The organism is Bradyrhizobium sp. Cp5.3, from assembly GCF_000426265.1.
Classification (GTDB): domain Bacteria; phylum Pseudomonadota; class Alphaproteobacteria; order Rhizobiales; family Xanthobacteraceae; genus Bradyrhizobium; species Bradyrhizobium neotropicale.
Genome location: NZ_AUFA01000001.1, coordinates 590822 through 608167 on the forward strand (window position 1 = coordinate 590822; position 17346 = coordinate 608167).

Consider the following 17346-nt stretch of genomic DNA (forward strand, 5'->3'; position numbering starts at 1 on the left):
TGAAGGATATGGTGGGCACGGCGCGAACGCGCCTTTGCCCACGCTACGATGTCTGCGTCCGCGGCACGAAAGCCACCACGCCGCGAACAGCGGGGAAGACCTCTCCCTCGCCCATGACCATTTGAGCCTGCCTCCCTATATTGGCGCCTGATTCCGAATCAGGCGGCCCATGCGCGTATTCAGCGTTCCCATCTCAGTTCCCTTTCTGCGCACGGTCGTCGCGGCCCTGCTCGACGGCCGGCTGGTCGAGGGATTCGAGGCGCGCAAGGAGCCGGCGCGGCTTGCCGACGCGACGCTGTACCTACCGACCCGGCGCGCCATGCGCGTCGTCCGCGAGATCTTCCTCGACGAAATGACGGCGGATGCGGCGGTGCTGCCGCGCATCGTCGCGCTCGGCGACATCGACGAGGACGAGCTCGCCTTCGCCGACGAGGCCGAGCAGTTTTCGGCCGCCGCACCGCTCGACATTTCGCCACGGCTCGGCGAGCTCGAACGGCGGCTGACGCTGGCGCGCCTCGTCGCGGCCTGGGCCAAGGGCCCGGTGCTGGCGCCGCTGGTGGTCGGTGGTCCCGCCTCGACGCTTGCGCTTGCGGGCGATCTGGCACGCCTGATCGACGACATGGTGACACGCGGCGTCGACTGGAGCGCGCTCGATGGCCTGGTGCCGGACCAGCTCGATCAATACTGGCAGCACTCGCTCGAGTTCCTGCGCATCGCGCGCATCGCCTGGCCCGGTCATCTCGCCGAGATCAACAGGATCGAGCCCGCAGCGCGGCGCGATCTTCTGATCGCGGCGGAAGCGAAACGGCTGACCGCGCATCCGAGCGGACCCGTGATCGCGGCCGGCTCGACCGGCTCGATGCCGGCCACCGCAAAATTCCTGCATGCGGTGGCTTCGCTGCCGCATGGCGCCGTGGTACTGCCGGGGCTCGACACCGATCTCGACGAGGACGCCTGGCGGATCATCGGCGGCGTGCGCGATTCGCTGGGCAAGTTCGCGGAGCATCCGGCCTCGAACCATCCGCAATACGCCATGCACGCGCTGCTGGAGCGTTTTGGCATCAAGCGGAGCGATGTCGATATTCTCCAGCCGCCGACGGAAGGCGGCCGCGATCTTCTCGCATCCGAATCGATGCGGCCATCCGCCAAGACGGAGATCTGGCACGACCGGTTGAAGCAGCCCGACGTCGCCGCAAAGATCGCCGGCGGCATGAAAAATCTCTCGATCGTCGAGGCGCCCAACCCCGAGATGGAAGCGCTCGCGATCGCGATCGCGATGCGCGAGGCGCGGCATCTCGACAAGTCCGCGGCGCTGGTGACGCCGGACCGCGCACTGGCGCGGCGGGTGATGGCCGCGCTCACGCGATGGGACCTCGCCTTCGATGATTCCGGCGGCGACGTGCTGATGGAAACCCCCGCCGGCATCTTTGCGCGCCTCTCTGCCGAGGCGGCGACAAAAGGATTGGAGCCGCCGACGCTGCTGGCGTTGCTGAAGCATCCGCTGTGCCGGCTCGGCCGCGCGCCGGGTGCATGGAAAGCGGCCATCGAAGGCCTCGAGCTTGCGGTGTTGCGCGGCACGCGCCCGCCCGCGGGCACGGCCGGCCTGCTGCGCGAATTCAACCGTTTTCGCGAGGAGCTTGCAAAGCTATGGCGCAACGAAGTCTCCGCGCTGCACCGTGCCGAGCCGCGTGTGCGTCTGAAGGCGGAGGATCTCGATCGCATCCAGGCGCTGATCGATGCCTTGCAGAAAGCACTGGCGCCGATCGAGAGCCTGGCGTCGTCGAAGCCGTACGACTTCGCCGAGCTCGCGCACCGGCATCGCGAGATCCTGATCGAGCTGTCGCGCGATGAGCAAGGCATCCCGCTGGCCTTCGAAGAACGTGAGGGCCTCGCGCTCGCAGCTTCCTTCGACGATCTCCTGCGCGGCGGGACGACCAGCGGGTTGATGGTGCCGTTGGCGGACTATCCGGACGTGTTCCAGACCGCGTTCGGCGATCGCGCCGTGCGCCGGCCGGACAAGCCGGGCGCCCGGCTCCAGATCTACGGCCCGCTGGAATCACGCCTGATGCAGGCCGACCGCGTCATCGTCGGCGGGCTGATCGAGGGCGTCTGGCCGCCGGCGCCGCGCATCGATCCCTGGCTGAGCCGGCCGATGCGGCATGAGCTCGGCCTCGATCTGCCGGAGCGGCGCATCGGCCTCTCCGCCCATGACTTCGCGCAACTGCTCGGCGCCGACGAGGTCATCCTCACCCATTCCGCCAAGGCCGGCGGCGCGCCGGCGGTGGCCTCGCGCTTCCTGCACCGGCTGGAAGCGGTCGCGGGCGATGCGCATTGGAAAGCCGCGACGCAAGCCGGCGAGAAATTCGTGAAGTTCGCGGGCGCGCTGGACCAGCCCGAGACGGTCAGGCCGATCAAGCAGCCCGAGCCGCGACCGCCGCGCGCCGCGCGGCCGCTCAAACTGTCGGTCACCGCGATCGAGGACTGGCTGCGCGATCCCTACACGATCTATGCCCGGCACATTCTGCGGCTCGACGCGCTCGATCCCGTCGACATGCCGCTCTCGGCCGCCGACCGCGGCTCGGCGATCCATGATGCGCTGGGCGAGTTCACCGAGACCTATGCGGCGCGTCTGCCTGACGATCCCGCGCGCGTGCTGCGCGCGATCGGCGAGAAGTATTTTGCGCCGCTGATGGAGCGCCCCGAGGCACGGGCGCTGTGGTGGCCGCGCTTCCAGCGCATCGCGCGCTGGTTCGGCGAATGGGAGACCGCGCGCCGCGACGCGATCGAGGCGATCACCGCGGAGACCCATGGCGAGATCTCGATCCCGCTCGACAACGAACGCAGCTTCCGCCTGTCCGCCCGCGCCGATCGCATCGAGCGGCGCCAGGGCGGCGGCTACGCGATCCTCGACTACAAGACCGGCCAGCCGCCGACCGGCAAGCAGGTGCGCATGGGCCTGTCGCCGCAGCTCACGCTGGAAGCAGCAATCCTGCGCGAGGGCGGCTTCCCCGACATCGACGCCGGCACGTCTGTGAGCCAGCTCGTCTATGTCCGCCTCAGCGGCAACAATCCGCCGGGCGAGGAGCGCATCCTCGAGCTCAAGATCAAGCAAAACGACACGCCGCAGCCGCCGGACACCGCGGCCACGGAGGCCAGGGCCAAGCTGGAGGCGCTCATTCGTGCCTTCGAGGACGAGAACCAGCCCTACACCTCGCTGAACCTGCCGATGTGGACCAACCGCTACGGCGCCTATGACGATCTCGCCCGGATCAAGGAATGGTCGGCGGCCGGCGGATTGGGGATCGAAGAATGGTGAAGGCCCCGCGTCCCATTCCCGATGCGGTGCGCGCCACGCAGGCTCGCGCGTCGGACCCGACTGCCTCGGCCTTCGTGTCGGCCAATGCCGGCTCGGGCAAGACCCATGTGCTGGTGCAGCGTGTGATCCGCCTGTTGCTGTCGGGCGTGCCACCGGAAAAGATCCTCTGCATCACCTTCACCAAGGCCGCGGCCGCCAACATGGCCGAGCGCGTGTTCACCACGCTCGGGCATTGGGTGACGCTGGACGATGACGCGCTCGATGCGGCGATCCGCGCCGCCGGCATTCCGTACCCCAACGCGAAGCTGCGGCGCGAGGCGCGAAAGCTGTTCGCCTGCGCCCTGGAAACGCCGGGCGGGCTGAAGGTGCAGACCATCCACGCGCTGTGCACCCGCCTGCTCCAGCAGTTCCCGTTCGAGGCCAACGTGCCGGCGCGCTTCGCCGTCATCGACGAGCGCGACCAGACCGACATGATGGAGCGCGCCAACCTGAAAGTGCTGCTGGAGGCGGCACGCGATCCGGAGACTGTGACCGGCCGCGCGCTTTTGACCGCGATGGCGAACGCCGCCGACGTCACCTTCAAGGAGGTCGTGCGCGAGGCTTGCCTCAGCCGCGATCACTTCATGGCCTGGACGGACGAGGCCGGCAACGCCGGGGCCGCGGCGGCGCAGATGGCGGCCGCGTTGGGCGTCGATGCCGGCGACCGCATCGAGGACATCGAGAACGAGATCCTCGACGGCCCGTTCCTGCCACGCTCGCGCTGGGACGACATCGCCTTTGCGCTGGAGGACGGCAGCAAATCCGACAACGATCAGGCAGGCCGCCTTCGCGAGGCAAAGGTGTTTTCCGGCAGCGCGCAGGTCGACGCCTATCTCGGCGTCTTCCTCACCGATGAAAAAATGCCGCGCAAGGCGGTGCTGACCAAGAAATTCGCCGACCACAATCCGTCCGTCGCGCGACTGTTCGAGGCCGAGGGGCAACGCCTGGGTGGATTGATCGAGAAGCGCCGCGCCGTGACCGTGCGCGACCGCACCGAGGCGCTCCTGCACATTGCGACGGCTGCTGCCGCGAACTACCGCAGCGAGAAGCAGGAGCGCGGGCTGCTCGATTACGACGACCTGATCGACAAGACGCTGGCGATGCTGAACCGCGTCACCTCCGGCTGGGTGCATTACAAGCTCGACCGCGGCGTCGATCACGTGTTGATCGACGAAGCCCAGGACACGAGCCCGCGGCAATGGGACATCGTCGCGCACATCATCTCGGAATTCACTGCCGGCGAAGGTGCGCGCGAGGGGCTCAATCGCACGATCTTCGCCGTCGGCGACGAGAAGCAGTCGATCTTCTCGTTCCAGGGCGCCGCACCGCACGAATTCGACGCGCGCCGGCGCGAGCTGCACCGCAAGTTCACCGCTGCCGGGCTGAAGTTCGATCCGGTGGCCTTCACCTATTCGTTCCGCTCGGGCGCGACGATCCTGCACTCGGTCGATCACGTCTTCCGCGAGCCGGAGATCTACAAGAGCATCCACGCGATCGAGATCGGCCATCCCCTGCACAATGCGCTCGCCGATGCCGGCCCGAGCGTGATCGAGCTGTGGGACCTCGCGGAGGCCGACGACCGGCAGGACATCGAAGGCTGGCGCGCGCCGTTCGACGGCGTCTCCGTCACCAGTCCCGAGGTGAAGCTCGCCCGCCGCATCCAGGCCGAGATCAGGCGGCTGGTGGAGAGCGGCACGCTGACGGGGCACGAAGGCGCACGGCGGCCGCTGCGCTATGGCGACATGCTGATCCTGGTGCGCCGGCGCGGCAATGCCTTCGACGCGGTGATCCAGGCGCTGAAACACGCCAACATTCCGGTCGCCGGCGCCGACCGGCTCAAGCTCACCGAGCACATCGCGATCATCGATTTGATCAACCTCGCCGATGCGTTGCTGCTGCCGCAGGACGATCTCGCGCTCGCGGTGGCCTTGAAAAGCCCGCTGTTCGGCCTCGACGAGGACGACCTCTTCACGCTCGCTTGGGAGCGCAAGGGATCGCTGCGCCGCGCGCTCGGCGAACACGCGGCAACGAATGACAGGTTCAAGGCGGCCTTGCTGTGCCTGGAAGCCTGCGAGGCGCGGGCGCGCGACGAGACGCCGTTCGCCTTCTATGCATGGCTGCTCGGGGGTGACGGCGGACGCGCGCGGATCCTGCGCCGGCTCGGCTTTGAAGCCAACGACGCGCTCGACGAGTTTCTGGAGCTCGCGCTGAACTATGAGCGCAAGGCGCCGGCCTCGCTGCAGGGCTTCATAGCCTGGCTGCGCTCGGCCGACACCGAGGTGAAGCGCGACATGGAGATCTCGCGCGACGAGGTGCGGGTGATGACCGTGCATGGCGCCAAGGGCCTGGAGGCCTCGGTCGTCTTCATGGTCGATACCACGTCCTCGCCCGCGGACACGCAGCGGCTGCGGCTGATCCATGTGCCGCGTGGCAATGGCGGCGAGGTGGTGGTCTGGGCTGGTCGCAAGGCGGACGATCCAAAGCCGCTCGTCGACGCGCGCAAAGCGATGCTCGAAGAGACCGAGGACGAGTATCGCCGCCTGCTCTATGTCGCGATGACGCGCGCGGCCGACCGGCTGATCGTCGGCGGCTGCATGCCCGGCAACATGAAGACGGTCCGCAAGCTGAGCTGGTACGACCTGATCGACACCGGGCTCACGGGTTCGGGCCTTGAGAAGCAGACAGTCGAGATGCCGCATGGTCCGGTCACGCGATTCGCGCGGCCGGAGGATGTTGCGGCGCTTGGGACGCCCGCGACCGCTGTCGACCAAACAATCGAGCTGCCGGACTGGCTGCGAACGCCCGCGCCGCGCGAGCTGATCGACGAGGATCCAGTGCGCCCCTCCGGGCAAGGCGCTGACGAAGGCCGAACGGTGCGGACCGGCGAATCAGTCCAGTCCCGCGCCCTGGCGCTGCAGCGCGGCACGCTGGTGCACCGTCTCCTGCAATCGTTGCCCGACATCGCCGCCGAGCGCCGGCGCGAGGCCGCGCTCGGCTTCATGGCGCGCAATGCCGCGGACTGGGCCGAGGCCGACCGCGCCGCGCTGGCCGACAAGGTGCTCGCCTTGATCGCCGCGCCGCGCTTTGCGCCGGTCTTTGCCGCCGGCAGCCGGGCGGAAGTAGCCATCGTCGGCCGCCTGGAGCGGCCGGGCCGGCCGCCGGCGCTGGTCTCCGGGCAGATCGACCGGCTGGTGGTGACGCTGAGCGAGGTCCTGATCGTCGATTTCAAGACCAACCAGGTGGCCCCCAAGAGCGCGGCGGAAGCGCCCGCAGCCTATGTCCGGCAGCTTGCGCTGTACCGGGCGGTGCTCGCCCGCCTTTATCCCCAAAAGCCGATCCGGGCCGTCCTGCTCTGGACCGAGGCCCTTGAATATATGGAGATTTCAGCCCCCGCGCTGGACGCGGCGCTGGCATCCCTTCATGTCGGCGTGAGCATCCTTGACCCGGCAAGGACCCGTTCATAGGTTGACGACATGATCCCGGGCGCGATTCCAAGTCGCGCCGATTCTTTCAACCGAACGAGGTACTCCAATGGCCGTTGGCAAGGTTTCTGACGCCGATTTCGAAGCCGAAGTGCTCAAGGCGAACGGCCCCGTGGTCGTCGATTTCTGGGCCGAATGGTGCGGCCCCTGCCGCATGATCGCACCCGCGCTCGACGAGATCGCCGGCGCGATGGGCGACAAGGTCAAGATCGTGAAGCTCAACGTCGACGAGAGCCCGAAGACGGCGTCGAAGTACGGCGTGATGTCGATCCCGACCCTGATGATCTTCAAGGGCGGCGAGATGGCCTCCCGCCAGGTCGGTGCAGCGCCGAAGGCGAAGCTGCAGCAGTGGATCACCTCCGCGGTCTGATCCGCGTCGCGAAAACGATTATTTCCGACAACGGCCGGCGAAATGCTGGCCGTTTTGCTTGTCAGGATTTGATCCAGCCCGTCGCCAGCGCGTTCGCGAGCTCCGGCTGGCCGTTGCTGCGTGCGAGTGCGGCCATCGCCTCGTGATCGTAGGCGATGTGGCGGAACGTGACCTGCCAGGCACCGTCAATCCGTTCGAGGATCGCGTAGCGCGCGTGCGGGGTGCCGGCCTCGACGACATGCGGAAACGGATGCTTGTCGCGATAGCCGGGACTGCCGACGCTGCCGGGATTGACGATCAGCCGGCCGTCGCTCACGCGCACGGCACGCGCGAGATGCGTGTGGGCGCAGAGGATCAGGGACTGCGTGATGCCTTGCGCGATTTGTTCGATTCGGTCGAGCGGCGATAGCGCCACCGTGCCGTCGGAATGCACGGTATCGAGCCAATAGACCTCATCGTTGTCCGGCGTCGCGTGGCACAGGAAGACCTGGTCGTGAAGGACCCGCGTCATCGGCTGCGCGCGCAGCCAGTCGAGATGTCCGGCCTCGAGCTGCGCATGCGCGGGCCGATCCCAGGAGCCCATCTTCTCCGGCGGCCGGTCGAGGAGATAACGGTCGTGATTGCCGAGCACGTGGATGGCGTCGAGATTCATCAGGATCTCGATGGTCCGCCGCGCATCGAGCGGGCCGCTCAACATGTCGCCGAGATCAACGATGTCCTTGATGCCCTGCGCGCGGATGTCGGCGAGGACGGCTTCCAGCGCGAGGTAGTTTCCATGGACGTCGGCAATCGCGGCGAAACGCATCGTCGTTCCTATCTCATGCCCCGGACGCAGCGCAGCGTGAAACGATGCGCTGCTGAGCCGGAGCCCATGTGGCCCCTGGGTCCCGGATCTGCGGTGCATCGCTAACGCGCTGCACCTTGTCCGGGACGCGAGAGACTATGCAGGAGGCGTGCCGTTGATGGCGAGCACGTGGCCGGCGAGATAGAGCGAGCCGGTGATCAGGATGCGCGGCGGCACCTCATAGGCGAGTCGCGACAACGCGCGCAGCGCGGCCTCGATGCCCGGCGCGATCTCGACGCGCATGCCGAAGCCGCGCGCGGCGTCCGCGAGGCGGTCGACCGGCATCGCATTCTCGGTGTCAGGGATCGACACCGCGATGATGTGGCGGGTGAGGCCGGCGAAATTGCCCAGAAAACCCTGCGCGTCCTTGTTGGCCATCATGCCGGCGATGACGACCAGAGGCCGCGACACCCGCTCCTCGAGATCGCCGAGCGCGGCGGCCGCGACGCGCCCGCCCTCGGCATTGTGCCCGCCATCGAGCCAGATCTCCGACCCCTGCGGTCCCCAGCCGAGCAGCTCGCCCGAGGTGATGCGCTGCATCCGCGCCGGCCATTCGGCGCCGACGATGCCGGCTTCGAACGCGGCATGATTGATCTTGAACGCGTTGGTGGCACGCAGCGTCGCGATCGCAAGGCCGGCATTGTCGAACTGGTGGCGGCCAAACAGGCGCGGCGCCGCGAGATCCATCAGGCCGCGATCGTCGGAATAGACCAGCCGCCCGTGCTCGACATTGACATGCCAGCTCTCGCCGGCGGCGAACAGCGGCGCACGCATGCGCTTGGCCTGGGCGTCGATCACGGCCATCGCCTCCGGCGCCTGCTCGGCGCACACCACGGGCACGCCGCGCTTGATGATCGCGGCTTTCTCGGCGGCAATCGAGGCCAGGGTAGGCCCAAGGAAATCCATGTGATCCATGCTGATCGGCGTGATCACGCAGGCCGCGGGCGCATCGACGACATTGGTCGAGTCGAGCCGGCCGCCGAGGCCGACTTCGAGCAGCACGACATCGGCCGGATTCTGCGCGAACAGATGGAAAGCGGCGGCAGTCTTGAGCTCGAAGACCGTTGCGGCCTCGCCGGCATTGACGCGCTCGACCTGTTCGAGCGCGGCGCGCAATTCGTCATCGCCAACGAGCACGCCGCCGCTGAGGCGGCCGAGCCGGAAGCATTCGTTGATCCGCACGAGATAGGGCGAGGTATAGGCGTGGACGCGCAGGCCTGCGGCCTCCAGCATCGCGCGCAGATAGGCAAGCGTCGAACCCTTGCCATTGGTGCCGGCGATGTGGATCACCGGTGGGAGCTTGCGCTCGGGATGGCCGAGCCGCTCGAGCAGACGATGCATCCGCTCGAGGCCGAGATCGATGCGTTTCTGATGCAGGGCCGAAAGCCGCCCGATCAGTTCACCGAGCGACGGCTTCGCGCTGTCGGCGGAGGCGTTCACGCGTGCGGCGCGGCCGGCGCCACCTCGGGGGCCGCTACGATCTGCGCCGGGCTTACCACCGGCTGCGTCGGCTTCGATGCAGTCTCCAGCGCCGGCGATTTCGTCAGCAGGCGGCAGAGCCGCGCGAGCGTCGGACGGAGGTCATGGCGGTGCACGACCATGTCAACCATGCCGTGCTCCTTGAGATACTCGGCGCGCTGGAAGCCCTCGGGGAGCTTTTCGCGGATCGTCTGCTCGATCACGCGCGCACCGGCAAAGCCGATCAGCGCGCCGGGCTCGGCAATCTGCACGTCGCCGAGCATCGCATAGGATGCCGTGACGCCGCCGGTGGTGGGGTTGGTCAGCACGACGATATAGGGCTGCTTTGCCTCGCGGAGCATCTGCACGGCGACGGTCGTGCGCGGCATCTGCATCAGCGACAGAATGCCTTCCTGCATCCGTGCGCCACCGCTCGCGGCGAACACGATGAAGGGCGACTTCTTTTCGACCGCGAGCTCGAGCCCGCGCACGATGGCTTCGCCTGCGGCCATGCCGAGCGAGCCGCCCATGAAATCGAAATCCTGCACGGCGACGACGACGGCCGCGCCTTCAAGCTTGCCGTAGCCGACCTTGATCGCGTCGTTCAAATTGGTGCGCGCACGCGCATCCTTGATGCGATCGACATACTTCTTCTCGTCGCGGAACTTGAGCGGATCGGGGGTGACCTCGGGCAACGCCACGTCGAACCAGGTCTCGTTGTCGAAGATCGACTTCAACCGCGCCACCGCGCCCATGCGCATGTGGTAGTTCGAGCCGGGGATGACGAACTGGTTGGCCTCGACGTCCTTGTAGAACACGAGCTGCCCGGAATCCGGACACTTGATCCACAGATTCTCCGGCGTCTCCCGCCGCAGCATGTTGCGGATCTTCGGCCGGACCACATTGGTAAGCCAGTTCATGGTTTGCTCCGATTAGCCATCCCGCGCTGGGAGAGCCTGAAGGGATATATGGCCGCCGAAACTTGCCCCGGCAAGCCGCCGTGTCGTCCGCCTTGCGAGCGGAATTATGGCCTACTCCGCCGCCTGCTGCGCGCCCCTGACACCCTGGGCCAGGGATGCCGTCAGCTCGGCAACGGCGTTAACGGTCTTGCTGGTCGCCCGCCCCTCGGCATCGAGGCTGTTCTTGAGTGCATCGACCAGCGCGGTGCCGACGACCGCACCGTTGGCATGCGAAGCGATGGCGCGAGCAGCTTCCGGCGTACGAATGCCGAAGCCGACGCAGACCGGCAGCTTGGTGTGCCGCTTGATGCGGGCAACTGCCTCGCTCACGGCCGTGGAGTCCGCGGCCGCTGCACCGGTGATGCCGGTGATCGAGACGTAGTAGACAAAGCCCGAAGTGTTGGCGAGCACCGCCGGCAGGCGCTTGTCGTCGGTGGTCGGCGTCGCCAGGCGAATGAAGTTGAGGCCGGCCTTCATCGCGGGCAGACAGAGCTCGTCGTCTTCCTCCGGCGGCAGGTCGACGATGATGAGACCGTCCACGCCGGCGGTCTTGGCATCGGCGAGAAACTTGTCGACGCCGTAGATGTAGATCGGATTGTAGTAGCCCATCAGCACGATCGGCGTCGCATTGTCGTCCTTGCGGAAGCCGCGCACCAGATCGAGCGTCTTCTTCAGCGTCATGCCGGCCTTGAGCGCGCGCAGGCCCGCTGCCTGGATCGACGGGCCGTCGGCCATCGGATCGGTGAAGGGCATGCCGATCTCGATCACATCGGCGCCCGCCTTCGGCAGCGCCTTGATGATCTCGAGCGAGGTTGCCGGATCTGGATCGCCGGCCATCAGGAAGGTCACGAAGGCCGAGCGGCCCGCCCTCTTCAGCTCGGCAAAACGGGTGTCGATACGCGTGGTCACTTGGTCTTGCCCTTCAGGATGTCGCCGACCTGCGGCACGTCTTTGTCGCCGCGGCCGGAGAGATTGACGACCATCAGGTGATCTTTCGGCCGCTTCGGCGCGAGCTCCATCACCTTGGCGATGGCGTGAGCTGGCTCGAGTGCGGGGATGATGCCTTCGAGGCGCGACAGCAGCTGGAAGGCCGCGAGCGCCTCATCATCGGTCGCGGAGAGATAGTTCACGCGGCCGATCTCGTGCAGCCAGGAATGTTCGGGGCCGATGCCGGGATAATCGAGACCGGCCGAGATCGAATGCGCGTCCTGGATCTGGCCGTCCTCGTCCATCAGAAGATAGGTGCGGTTGCCATGCAGCACGCCGGGACGGCCGCCCGCGATCGACGCCGCATGCAGCTGCGTGAGCCCGTGGCCCGCGGCTTCGACGCCAAAGATCTCGACGGAAGGGTCATCGAGGAACGGATGGAACAGGCCCATGGCATTCGACCCACCGCCGATACAGGCGACCAGCGAATCCGGCAGGCGGCCTTCGACCTCCTGCATCTGCACCTTGGTCTCGTTGCCGATCACCGACTGGAAGTCGCGCACCAGCGTCGGATAGGGGTGCGGCCCCGCCACCGTGCCGATGCAGTAGAATGTGTTGTGCACGTTGGTGACCCAGTCGCGCAGCGCCTCGTTCATCGCGTCCTTCAGCGTGCGCGTGCCCGACTGCACCGGGAACACTTTCGCGCCCAGCATCTCCATGCGGATGACGTTGGGCTGCTGCCGCTCGACGTCGACGGCGCCCATGTAGACCACGCATTCGAGCCCGAACCGCGCGCACAGCGTCGCGGTCGCGACGCCGTGCTGGCCGGCGCCGGTCTCGGCGATGATGCGCTTCTTGCCCATGCGCCGCGCCAGCATGATCTGGCCGAGCACGTTGTTCACCTTGTGCGAGCCGGTGTGGTTGAGCTCCTCGCGCTTCAAATAGATTTTTGCGCCGCCGAGATGCTCGGTCAGGCGCTCGGCGAAATAGATCGGCGAAGGCCTGCCGACATAGTGCTTGAGATAGCCGTTCATCTCGGCCTGGAAGGCCGGGTCCGCCTTGGCCTCGTTGTAGGCGTTCTCCAGGTCGAGGATCAGCGGCATCAGGGTTTCGGCGACGAACCGTCCGCCGAAGATGCCGAAATGGCCGCGCTCGTCGGGACCGCTGCGATAGGAATTTGGCTTGGCGGGAGTCTTGGCGGTATTTTTGGCGATACTCATCGAACGCTCAACTCTTGGGTGGTGCGCGCGGCGCGAATGAAGGCCTCGATCAGCTCCGGATCCTTGACGCCGGGGGCGCTCTCGGCACCGGAGGACACGTCGACGCCGCCGGCACGGGTGATGCGCAGGGCTTCCGCGACGTTCTGGGCATGCAGGCCGCCCGAGACCATGTAGGGCAGCGCGAGCTTGAGATTTTCGAGCAGATGCCAGTCGAACGGCGCACCCAAGCCGCCTGGCCGCGTGGCGTCCTTCGGCGCGCGTGCATCGAAGAGGATGCGATCGGCGACCGCGGCGTAGCCGGGCAGTGCGGCAAGATCAGCCGCGGTCTCGACCGGCACGGCCTTCATCACCGGGCGGCCGAATCGCTGCTTGATGTCGCGCAGCCGCGCGACGCTCTCCTTGCCGTGGAGCTGGAAAATGTCCGGCGCCAGCGCGTCCAGGATGTTGTCGAGCGTCGCATCATCGGCATCAACCGTGAGCGCCACCTTCAGCGCGCGCTGCTTCACCTGCCGGCCGAGATCGCGCCCCAGTTCCAGCGAGAGATGCCGCGGCGACGGCGGAAAGAACACGAACCCCACCATGTCGGCGCCCGCGTCGAGCGCCGTTTGAAGCGTCTCGCGCGTTGACAGGCCGCAGATCTTGACGAGCAGGGGCATGGTCTCAAAACGGGTGGAGGCCGCGCGTCCGCGGCCGGAAAACAGGGTTTTCGGTTGCGGCCGCTTCTACAACGTCGCGCGCTGCTTGTCTCGCCCGACGGGGCCGTAAAGGCCGGCCCCGGAGGGGACCGGGAGGCGCTGCGGATCGGGCTTTGCCGGAGCCGCGGCCGCGCGCAGGTCGGCCAGCTCGGCCCTGGCGGACCGCGCCGCGGCCTCGTTCCGGCGCGCCGCACGCCGCCACCGCCCCTGGGCGAGCCAGACGGCTGAGCCGCCCGCCACCACGCCCAGCACGCCCACGACGATCAGGAGCAGGAACAGCGGCAACGAGAACGACAATGACGAGTCGTCCGAAATCAGGGGATCGTAGGAGACTGTGACGAAGTGCCGGTTGGCAATGGCGAAGTCGACCAGGACGAAGCCCAGCGGAATCACGACCAGCGCGGTCAGAAACTTTCGCATCGCGATCGCTCGCCTTGAATCAAGCTTACGGCCCCATCATGCGGCCGTTCGGTTAAATCCGGACGACAGCCTTTAATCGGCGGCACCGGGATCCGGGTCGTCGCGGTTCAGCCGCTCGCGCATTTCCTTGCCGGTCTTGAAGAACGGAACGCTCTTCTGGTCGACAGGCACATGGGCGCCGGTACGTGGATTGCGGCCGGCGCGTGCCGGGCGGTGTTTCACCGAGAAAGCGCCGAAACCGCGCAGCTCGACGCGATCACCGCGCGCAAGGGCCGCGACGATCTCTTCGAGAATCGCGTTCACAATGTTCTCGACATCCCGCTGGTAAAGATGCGGGTTGTGCTCGGCGATACGCTGAACAAGTTCGGATTTGATCATCGAGAGATAGGACCCGGGAGCGTGCGGACAACCATTTCCGTGAAAATACGTTGAACTGTCAAGACGCTAAATGAGGGATGGCGGATGGGAAAGTGCGTGACAAACACCAAAAAAGCGGGCTGTCACGGCACTCGTTCAACGGGTAAATCCCAAAGGACACGCCTGGTTCCCGTCAATTCGACGCTGCCGGCTGCCAAAGGGCCAGCATTCCGTCCATTCCGAGCCGATCGACCGCCTGCACGACGCCAGTCTGCCCGATCTGGTGCGCAATCGAGCCGAATCCAAGCGCTTCGAGCGTGACGACCGCGGTCGCCTTGAACAGCGACAGATCGCCGAAGCGGGACTCCAGCTTATAGTCACGGACCGAAAGGCCCTTCTTCACGCCCTTCTGCTCGACGAGCCAGTCCACGGCCGTCTTTTCGTCACCAAGCTGATCGATCAGCTTGAGATCGATCGCCTGCCGACCAGTGAAGACACGGCCGTCGGCAACTTTATCGAGCTGCGTGTCGTCCATGCCACGCCGTTCCTTCACCAGTCCCTTGAACCAGGCGTAGGAGTCCTTCACCAGAGCATCGAGCGCGGCGCGCGCTTCGGGGCTGGTCGGCTCGAAACCGTTGGGCGCGGCCTTCAGCGGCGAGGATTTCACCTCCTCGACCTTGACGCCGAGGGTCTTCAACAGCTCGGCGACATTGGGGTACTGGAACAGCACGCCGATCGAACCGACCAGCGAGCTCTGCTGGGCGATGATGTGGTCGCTCGCGATGGCGGTGATGTAGCCGCCGGAGGCCGCGAGACCTTCGACCACCACGACCAGCGGCTTCTTGGCCTTGAGCCGCGTCAGCGAATCATAGAGCTGTTCGGAACCGGCGGTGGTGCCGCCGGGCGAATTGATGTGAACGATGACGGCCGCGGCCTGTGAATTCTCCAGCCGCTCCAGTGCGCGCGTGCGCTCGGCGTCGCTGCGGATGAGCCCCTCGATCTGCACCCGCGCGATCGAGCCGGCGGACGCGAAGGTGCCACGCGCGCCGGGCGTTGCGATCAGGGCGAAGCCCGCGATCGCCGCGACCGCGATCACCGCGGCCATGACACGCCAGAACGTCAGCTTGCGACGGATCCTGCGCCGATCGACGATGATGTCCGAATCGAGCGACATCGAAAAATCTCCAAATAAAGGTCAGGCGCGTTGTGCCGTCACAGCGTGACCATTTGATTATCTGGATACATCAATTGCGGCGCAATTTGAAGAAATGAAGGCTTCTTGCTGTCGTCCTAGAAGGCCGGGACGACGACCGAGTTTTGGAAGCCGCGTAGCCCGGATGGAGCGCAACGCAATCCGGGATGCCTTCAATCGCGGAACGCCCCCGGATTTCGCTGCGCTTCATCCGGGCTACGGACGCAAAAAAGCCCCGGCGGGTCGCCGGGGCTTTGATCTTTGCGACGCAAGCGTTTCGCTTACTTGTTCTCGCCGCGGTTCTTGAGCGCGGTGCCGAGAATGTCGCCGAGCGTCGCACCCGAATCGGAGGAGCCGTACTGCGCGATGGCTTCCTTCTCTTCGGCGACTTCGAGCGCCTTGATCGACACCTGGACCTTGCGGGCCTTCTTGTCGAACTGGATCACGCGGGCATCGACCTTCTCGCCGACGGCAAAGCGTTCGGCGCGCTGGTCGTTGCGGTCACGGGCGAGCTCCGAGCGCTTGATGAAGGTGGTGAAGTCGGTACCGGCGATCTTCACCTCGATGCCGCTCTCCTTCACCTCGAGCACTTCGCAGGTCACGACCGCGCCCTTCTTGACATCGCCCGGCTCGGCGAAGGGGTCGCCTTCGAGCTGCTTGATGCCGAGCGAGATACGCTCCTTCTCGACGTCCACATCGAGCACCACGGCTTTCACCACGTCGCCCTTCTTGTAGTTGTCGATCACCTGCTCGCCCGGAAGCTTCCAGTCGAGGTCGGAGAGATGGACCATGCCGTCGACGTCGCCCTCGAGACCCAGGAACAGACCGAACTCGGTCTTGTTCTTGACCTCGCCCTCGACCACCGAACCGGTCGGGTGACCTTCGACGAAGACCTCCCACGGGTTGCGCATGGTCTGCTTGAGGCCGAGCGAGATGCGGCGCTTGACGGAATCGACTTCCAGCACCTGCACTTCGACTTCCTGCGAGGTCGAAACGATCTTGCCGGGATGCATGTTCTTCTTGGTCCACGACATCTCGGAGACGTGGATCAGGCCTTCGATGCCCGGCTCGAGCTCGACGAACGCACCGTAGTCGGTGATGTTGGTGACGCGGCCGGTGAAGCGGGCACCCAGCGGGTACTTGGCTTCGATGCCCTGCCACGGATCGTCCAGGAGCTGCTTCATGCCCAGCGAGATGCGGTGCGTCTCGTGGTTGATCTTGATGATCTTGACCTTCACGGTCTGGCCGATCGACAGCACCTCGGTCGGGTGGTTGACGCGGCGCCAGGCGATATCGGTGACGTGCAGCAGGCCGTCGATGCCGCCGAGATCAACGAACGCACCGTAATCGGTGATGTTCTTGACCACGCCGTCGATGACCTGACCCTCTTCGAGGTTCTGCACCAGCTCCTGGCGCTGCTCGGCGCGTGTCTCTTCCAGCACGGTGCGGCGGGAGACGACGATGTTGCCGCGGCGGCGGTCCATCTTCAGGATCTGGAACGGCTGCGAGTTGTTCATCAGCGGCGCAACGTCGCGGATCGGACGGATGTCCACCTGCGAGCGCGGCAGGAACGCCACGGCGCCGTCGAGGTCGACGGTGAAGCCGCCCTTGACCTGGTTGAAGATGACGCCGTTGACCTTTTCGTTGTTCTGGAACGCCTTCTCCAGCTTGCCCCAGCTCTCTTCGCGGCGCGCCTTGTCGCGCGACAGCACGGCTTCGCCGAGGGCGTTTTCGATGCGATCGAGGAACACTTCCACCTCGTCGCCGACCTTGAGATCGCTTTCACGGCCGGGGCCCGAAAATTCGCGCAGCGCGACGCGGCCCTCGGTCTTCAGGCCGACGTCGATGACGGCCATGTCCTTTTCAATTGCAACCACCTTGCCCTTGACGACGGAGCTTTCCTGCAAATTGCCGCCGGCAAAGGACTCGTCGAGCATCGCGGCGAAATCATCGCGCGAGGGGCTATAGGTATCAGCAGAAATCGAAGCCATTTGTTCTCCAGTTGCGGACGTCTCGCCGGCCAGTGGGTTTAAGGGCGTATCGTGCGTGCAGTGTCGGAAGGTCCGC

At 66.2% G+C, this 17346-nt stretch carries 13 protein-coding genes; 3 read left to right on the forward strand and 10 right to left on the reverse strand.

The features are described 5' to 3' along the window. Nucleotides 1-169 precede the first annotated feature (169 nt). The 3 genes from addB to trxA all read left to right on the forward strand — a co-directional run bounded on the left by addB (nucleotide 170) and on the right by trxA (nucleotide 7207). Nucleotides 170-3316, forward strand: coding sequence for a double-strand break repair protein AddB (gene addB / locus K289_RS0102720; protein ID WP_027550062.1), 3147 nt, complete (start codon nucleotides 170-172; stop codon nucleotides 3314-3316). Beyond that, complete coding sequence (gene addA / locus K289_RS0102725; RefSeq protein ID WP_027550063.1) at nucleotides 3310-6819, forward strand: double-strand break repair helicase AddA; 3510 nt, start codon at nucleotides 3310-3312, stop codon at nucleotides 6817-6819. The genes addB and addA overlap by 7 nt, the downstream gene beginning before the upstream one ends. A 67-nt stretch (nucleotides 6820-6886) precedes the next feature. Then, nucleotides 6887-7207, forward strand: coding sequence for a thioredoxin (gene trxA, locus K289_RS0102730; protein ID WP_027550064.1), 321 nt, complete (start codon nucleotides 6887-6889; stop codon nucleotides 7205-7207). Between the two features lie 61 nt (nucleotides 7208-7268). Here trxA and K289_RS0102735 read toward each other — a convergent pair whose 3' ends face one another. The 10 genes from K289_RS0102735 to rpsA all read right to left on the reverse strand — a co-directional run bounded on the left by K289_RS0102735 (nucleotide 7269) and on the right by rpsA (nucleotide 17270). After that, entirely contained in the window at nucleotides 7269-8012 is a 744-nt protein-coding gene (locus K289_RS0102735; RefSeq protein WP_027550065.1) for a metallophosphoesterase, read from the reverse strand. Nucleotides 8013-8147: 135 nt separating this feature from the next. Further along, nucleotides 8148-9491: a folylpolyglutamate synthase/dihydrofolate synthase family protein gene (locus tag K289_RS0102740; RefSeq protein WP_027550066.1), complete on the reverse strand. Its 1344-nt coding sequence runs from the start codon at nucleotides 9489-9491 to the stop codon at nucleotides 8148-8150. Continuing rightward, nucleotides 9488-10429, reverse strand: coding sequence for an acetyl-CoA carboxylase, carboxyltransferase subunit beta (accD, locus tag K289_RS0102745; protein WP_027550067.1), 942 nt, complete (start codon nucleotides 10427-10429; stop codon nucleotides 9488-9490). The genes K289_RS0102740 and accD overlap by 4 nt, the downstream gene beginning before the upstream one ends. Nucleotides 10430-10540: 111 nt before the next feature. After that, nucleotides 10541-11377, reverse strand: coding sequence for a tryptophan synthase subunit alpha (gene trpA, locus K289_RS0102750; RefSeq protein WP_027550068.1), 837 nt, complete (start codon nucleotides 11375-11377; stop codon nucleotides 10541-10543). Continuing rightward, nucleotides 11374-12615 (reverse strand): tryptophan synthase subunit beta, encoded by a 1242-nt coding sequence (gene trpB, locus K289_RS0102755; protein ID WP_035683608.1) that lies wholly within the window; start codon nucleotides 12613-12615, stop codon nucleotides 11374-11376. The genes trpA and trpB overlap by 4 nt, the downstream gene beginning before the upstream one ends. Continuing rightward, nucleotides 12612-13271: a phosphoribosylanthranilate isomerase gene (locus K289_RS0102760; protein ID WP_027550070.1), complete on the reverse strand. Its 660-nt coding sequence runs from the start codon at nucleotides 13269-13271 to the stop codon at nucleotides 12612-12614. Before K289_RS0102760 ends, trpB begins: the two co-directional genes overlap by 4 nt. 66 nt (nucleotides 13272-13337) lie before the next feature. Continuing rightward, a complete protein-coding gene (locus K289_RS0102765; protein WP_027550071.1) occupies nucleotides 13338-13730 on the reverse strand; it encodes a lipopolysaccharide assembly protein LapA domain-containing protein in 393 nt (130 codons plus the stop codon). 72 nt (nucleotides 13731-13802) lie between these two features. Continuing rightward, on the reverse strand, nucleotides 13803-14108 hold the full coding sequence (gene ihfB / locus K289_RS0102770) for an integration host factor subunit beta (RefSeq protein WP_027550072.1): 306 nt from the start codon (nucleotides 14106-14108) through the stop codon (nucleotides 13803-13805). Between the two features lie 172 nt (nucleotides 14109-14280). Further along, nucleotides 14281-15261: a signal peptide peptidase SppA gene (gene sppA, locus K289_RS0102775; protein ID WP_027550073.1), complete on the reverse strand. Its 981-nt coding sequence runs from the start codon at nucleotides 15259-15261 to the stop codon at nucleotides 14281-14283. A gap of 299 nt (nucleotides 15262-15560) precedes the next feature. After that, entirely contained in the window at nucleotides 15561-17270 is a 1710-nt protein-coding gene (gene rpsA / locus K289_RS0102780) for a 30S ribosomal protein S1 (protein WP_027550074.1), read from the reverse strand. Nucleotides 17271-17346 lie beyond the last annotated feature (76 nt).

Coding starts and splice junctions, on each gene's coding strand:
- addB (WP_027550062.1), top strand. CDS start 170: ATGCGCGTATTCAGCGTTCCCATCTCAGTTCCCTTTCTGCGCACGGTC.
- addA (WP_027550063.1), top strand. CDS start 3,310: ATGGTGAAGGCCCCGCGTCCCATTCCCGATGCGGTGCGCGCCACGCAG.
- trxA (WP_027550064.1), top strand. CDS start 6,887: ATGGCCGTTGGCAAGGTTTCTGACGCCGATTTCGAAGCCGAAGTGCTC.
- K289_RS0102735 (WP_027550065.1), bottom strand. CDS start 8,012: ATGCGTTTCGCCGCGATTGCCGACGTCCATGGAAACTACCTCGCGCTG.
- accD (WP_027550067.1), bottom strand. CDS start 10,429: ATGAACTGGCTTACCAATGTGGTCCGGCCGAAGATCCGCAACATGCTG.
- trpB (WP_035683608.1), bottom strand. CDS start 12,615: ATGAGTATCGCCAAAAATACCGCCAAGACTCCCGCCAAGCCAAATTCC.
- K289_RS0102760 (WP_027550070.1), bottom strand. CDS start 13,271: ATGCCCCTGCTCGTCAAGATCTGCGGCCTGTCAACGCGCGAGACGCTT.
- K289_RS0102765 (WP_027550071.1), bottom strand. CDS start 13,730: ATGCGAAAGTTTCTGACCGCGCTGGTCGTGATTCCGCTGGGCTTCGTC.
- ihfB (WP_027550072.1), bottom strand. CDS start 14,108: ATGATCAAATCCGAACTTGTTCAGCGTATCGCCGAGCACAACCCGCAT.
- sppA (WP_027550073.1), bottom strand. CDS start 15,261: ATGTCGCTCGATTCGGACATCATCGTCGATCGGCGCAGGATCCGTCGC.
- rpsA (WP_027550074.1), bottom strand. CDS start 17,270: ATGGCTTCGATTTCTGCTGATACCTATAGCCCCTCGCGCGATGATTTC.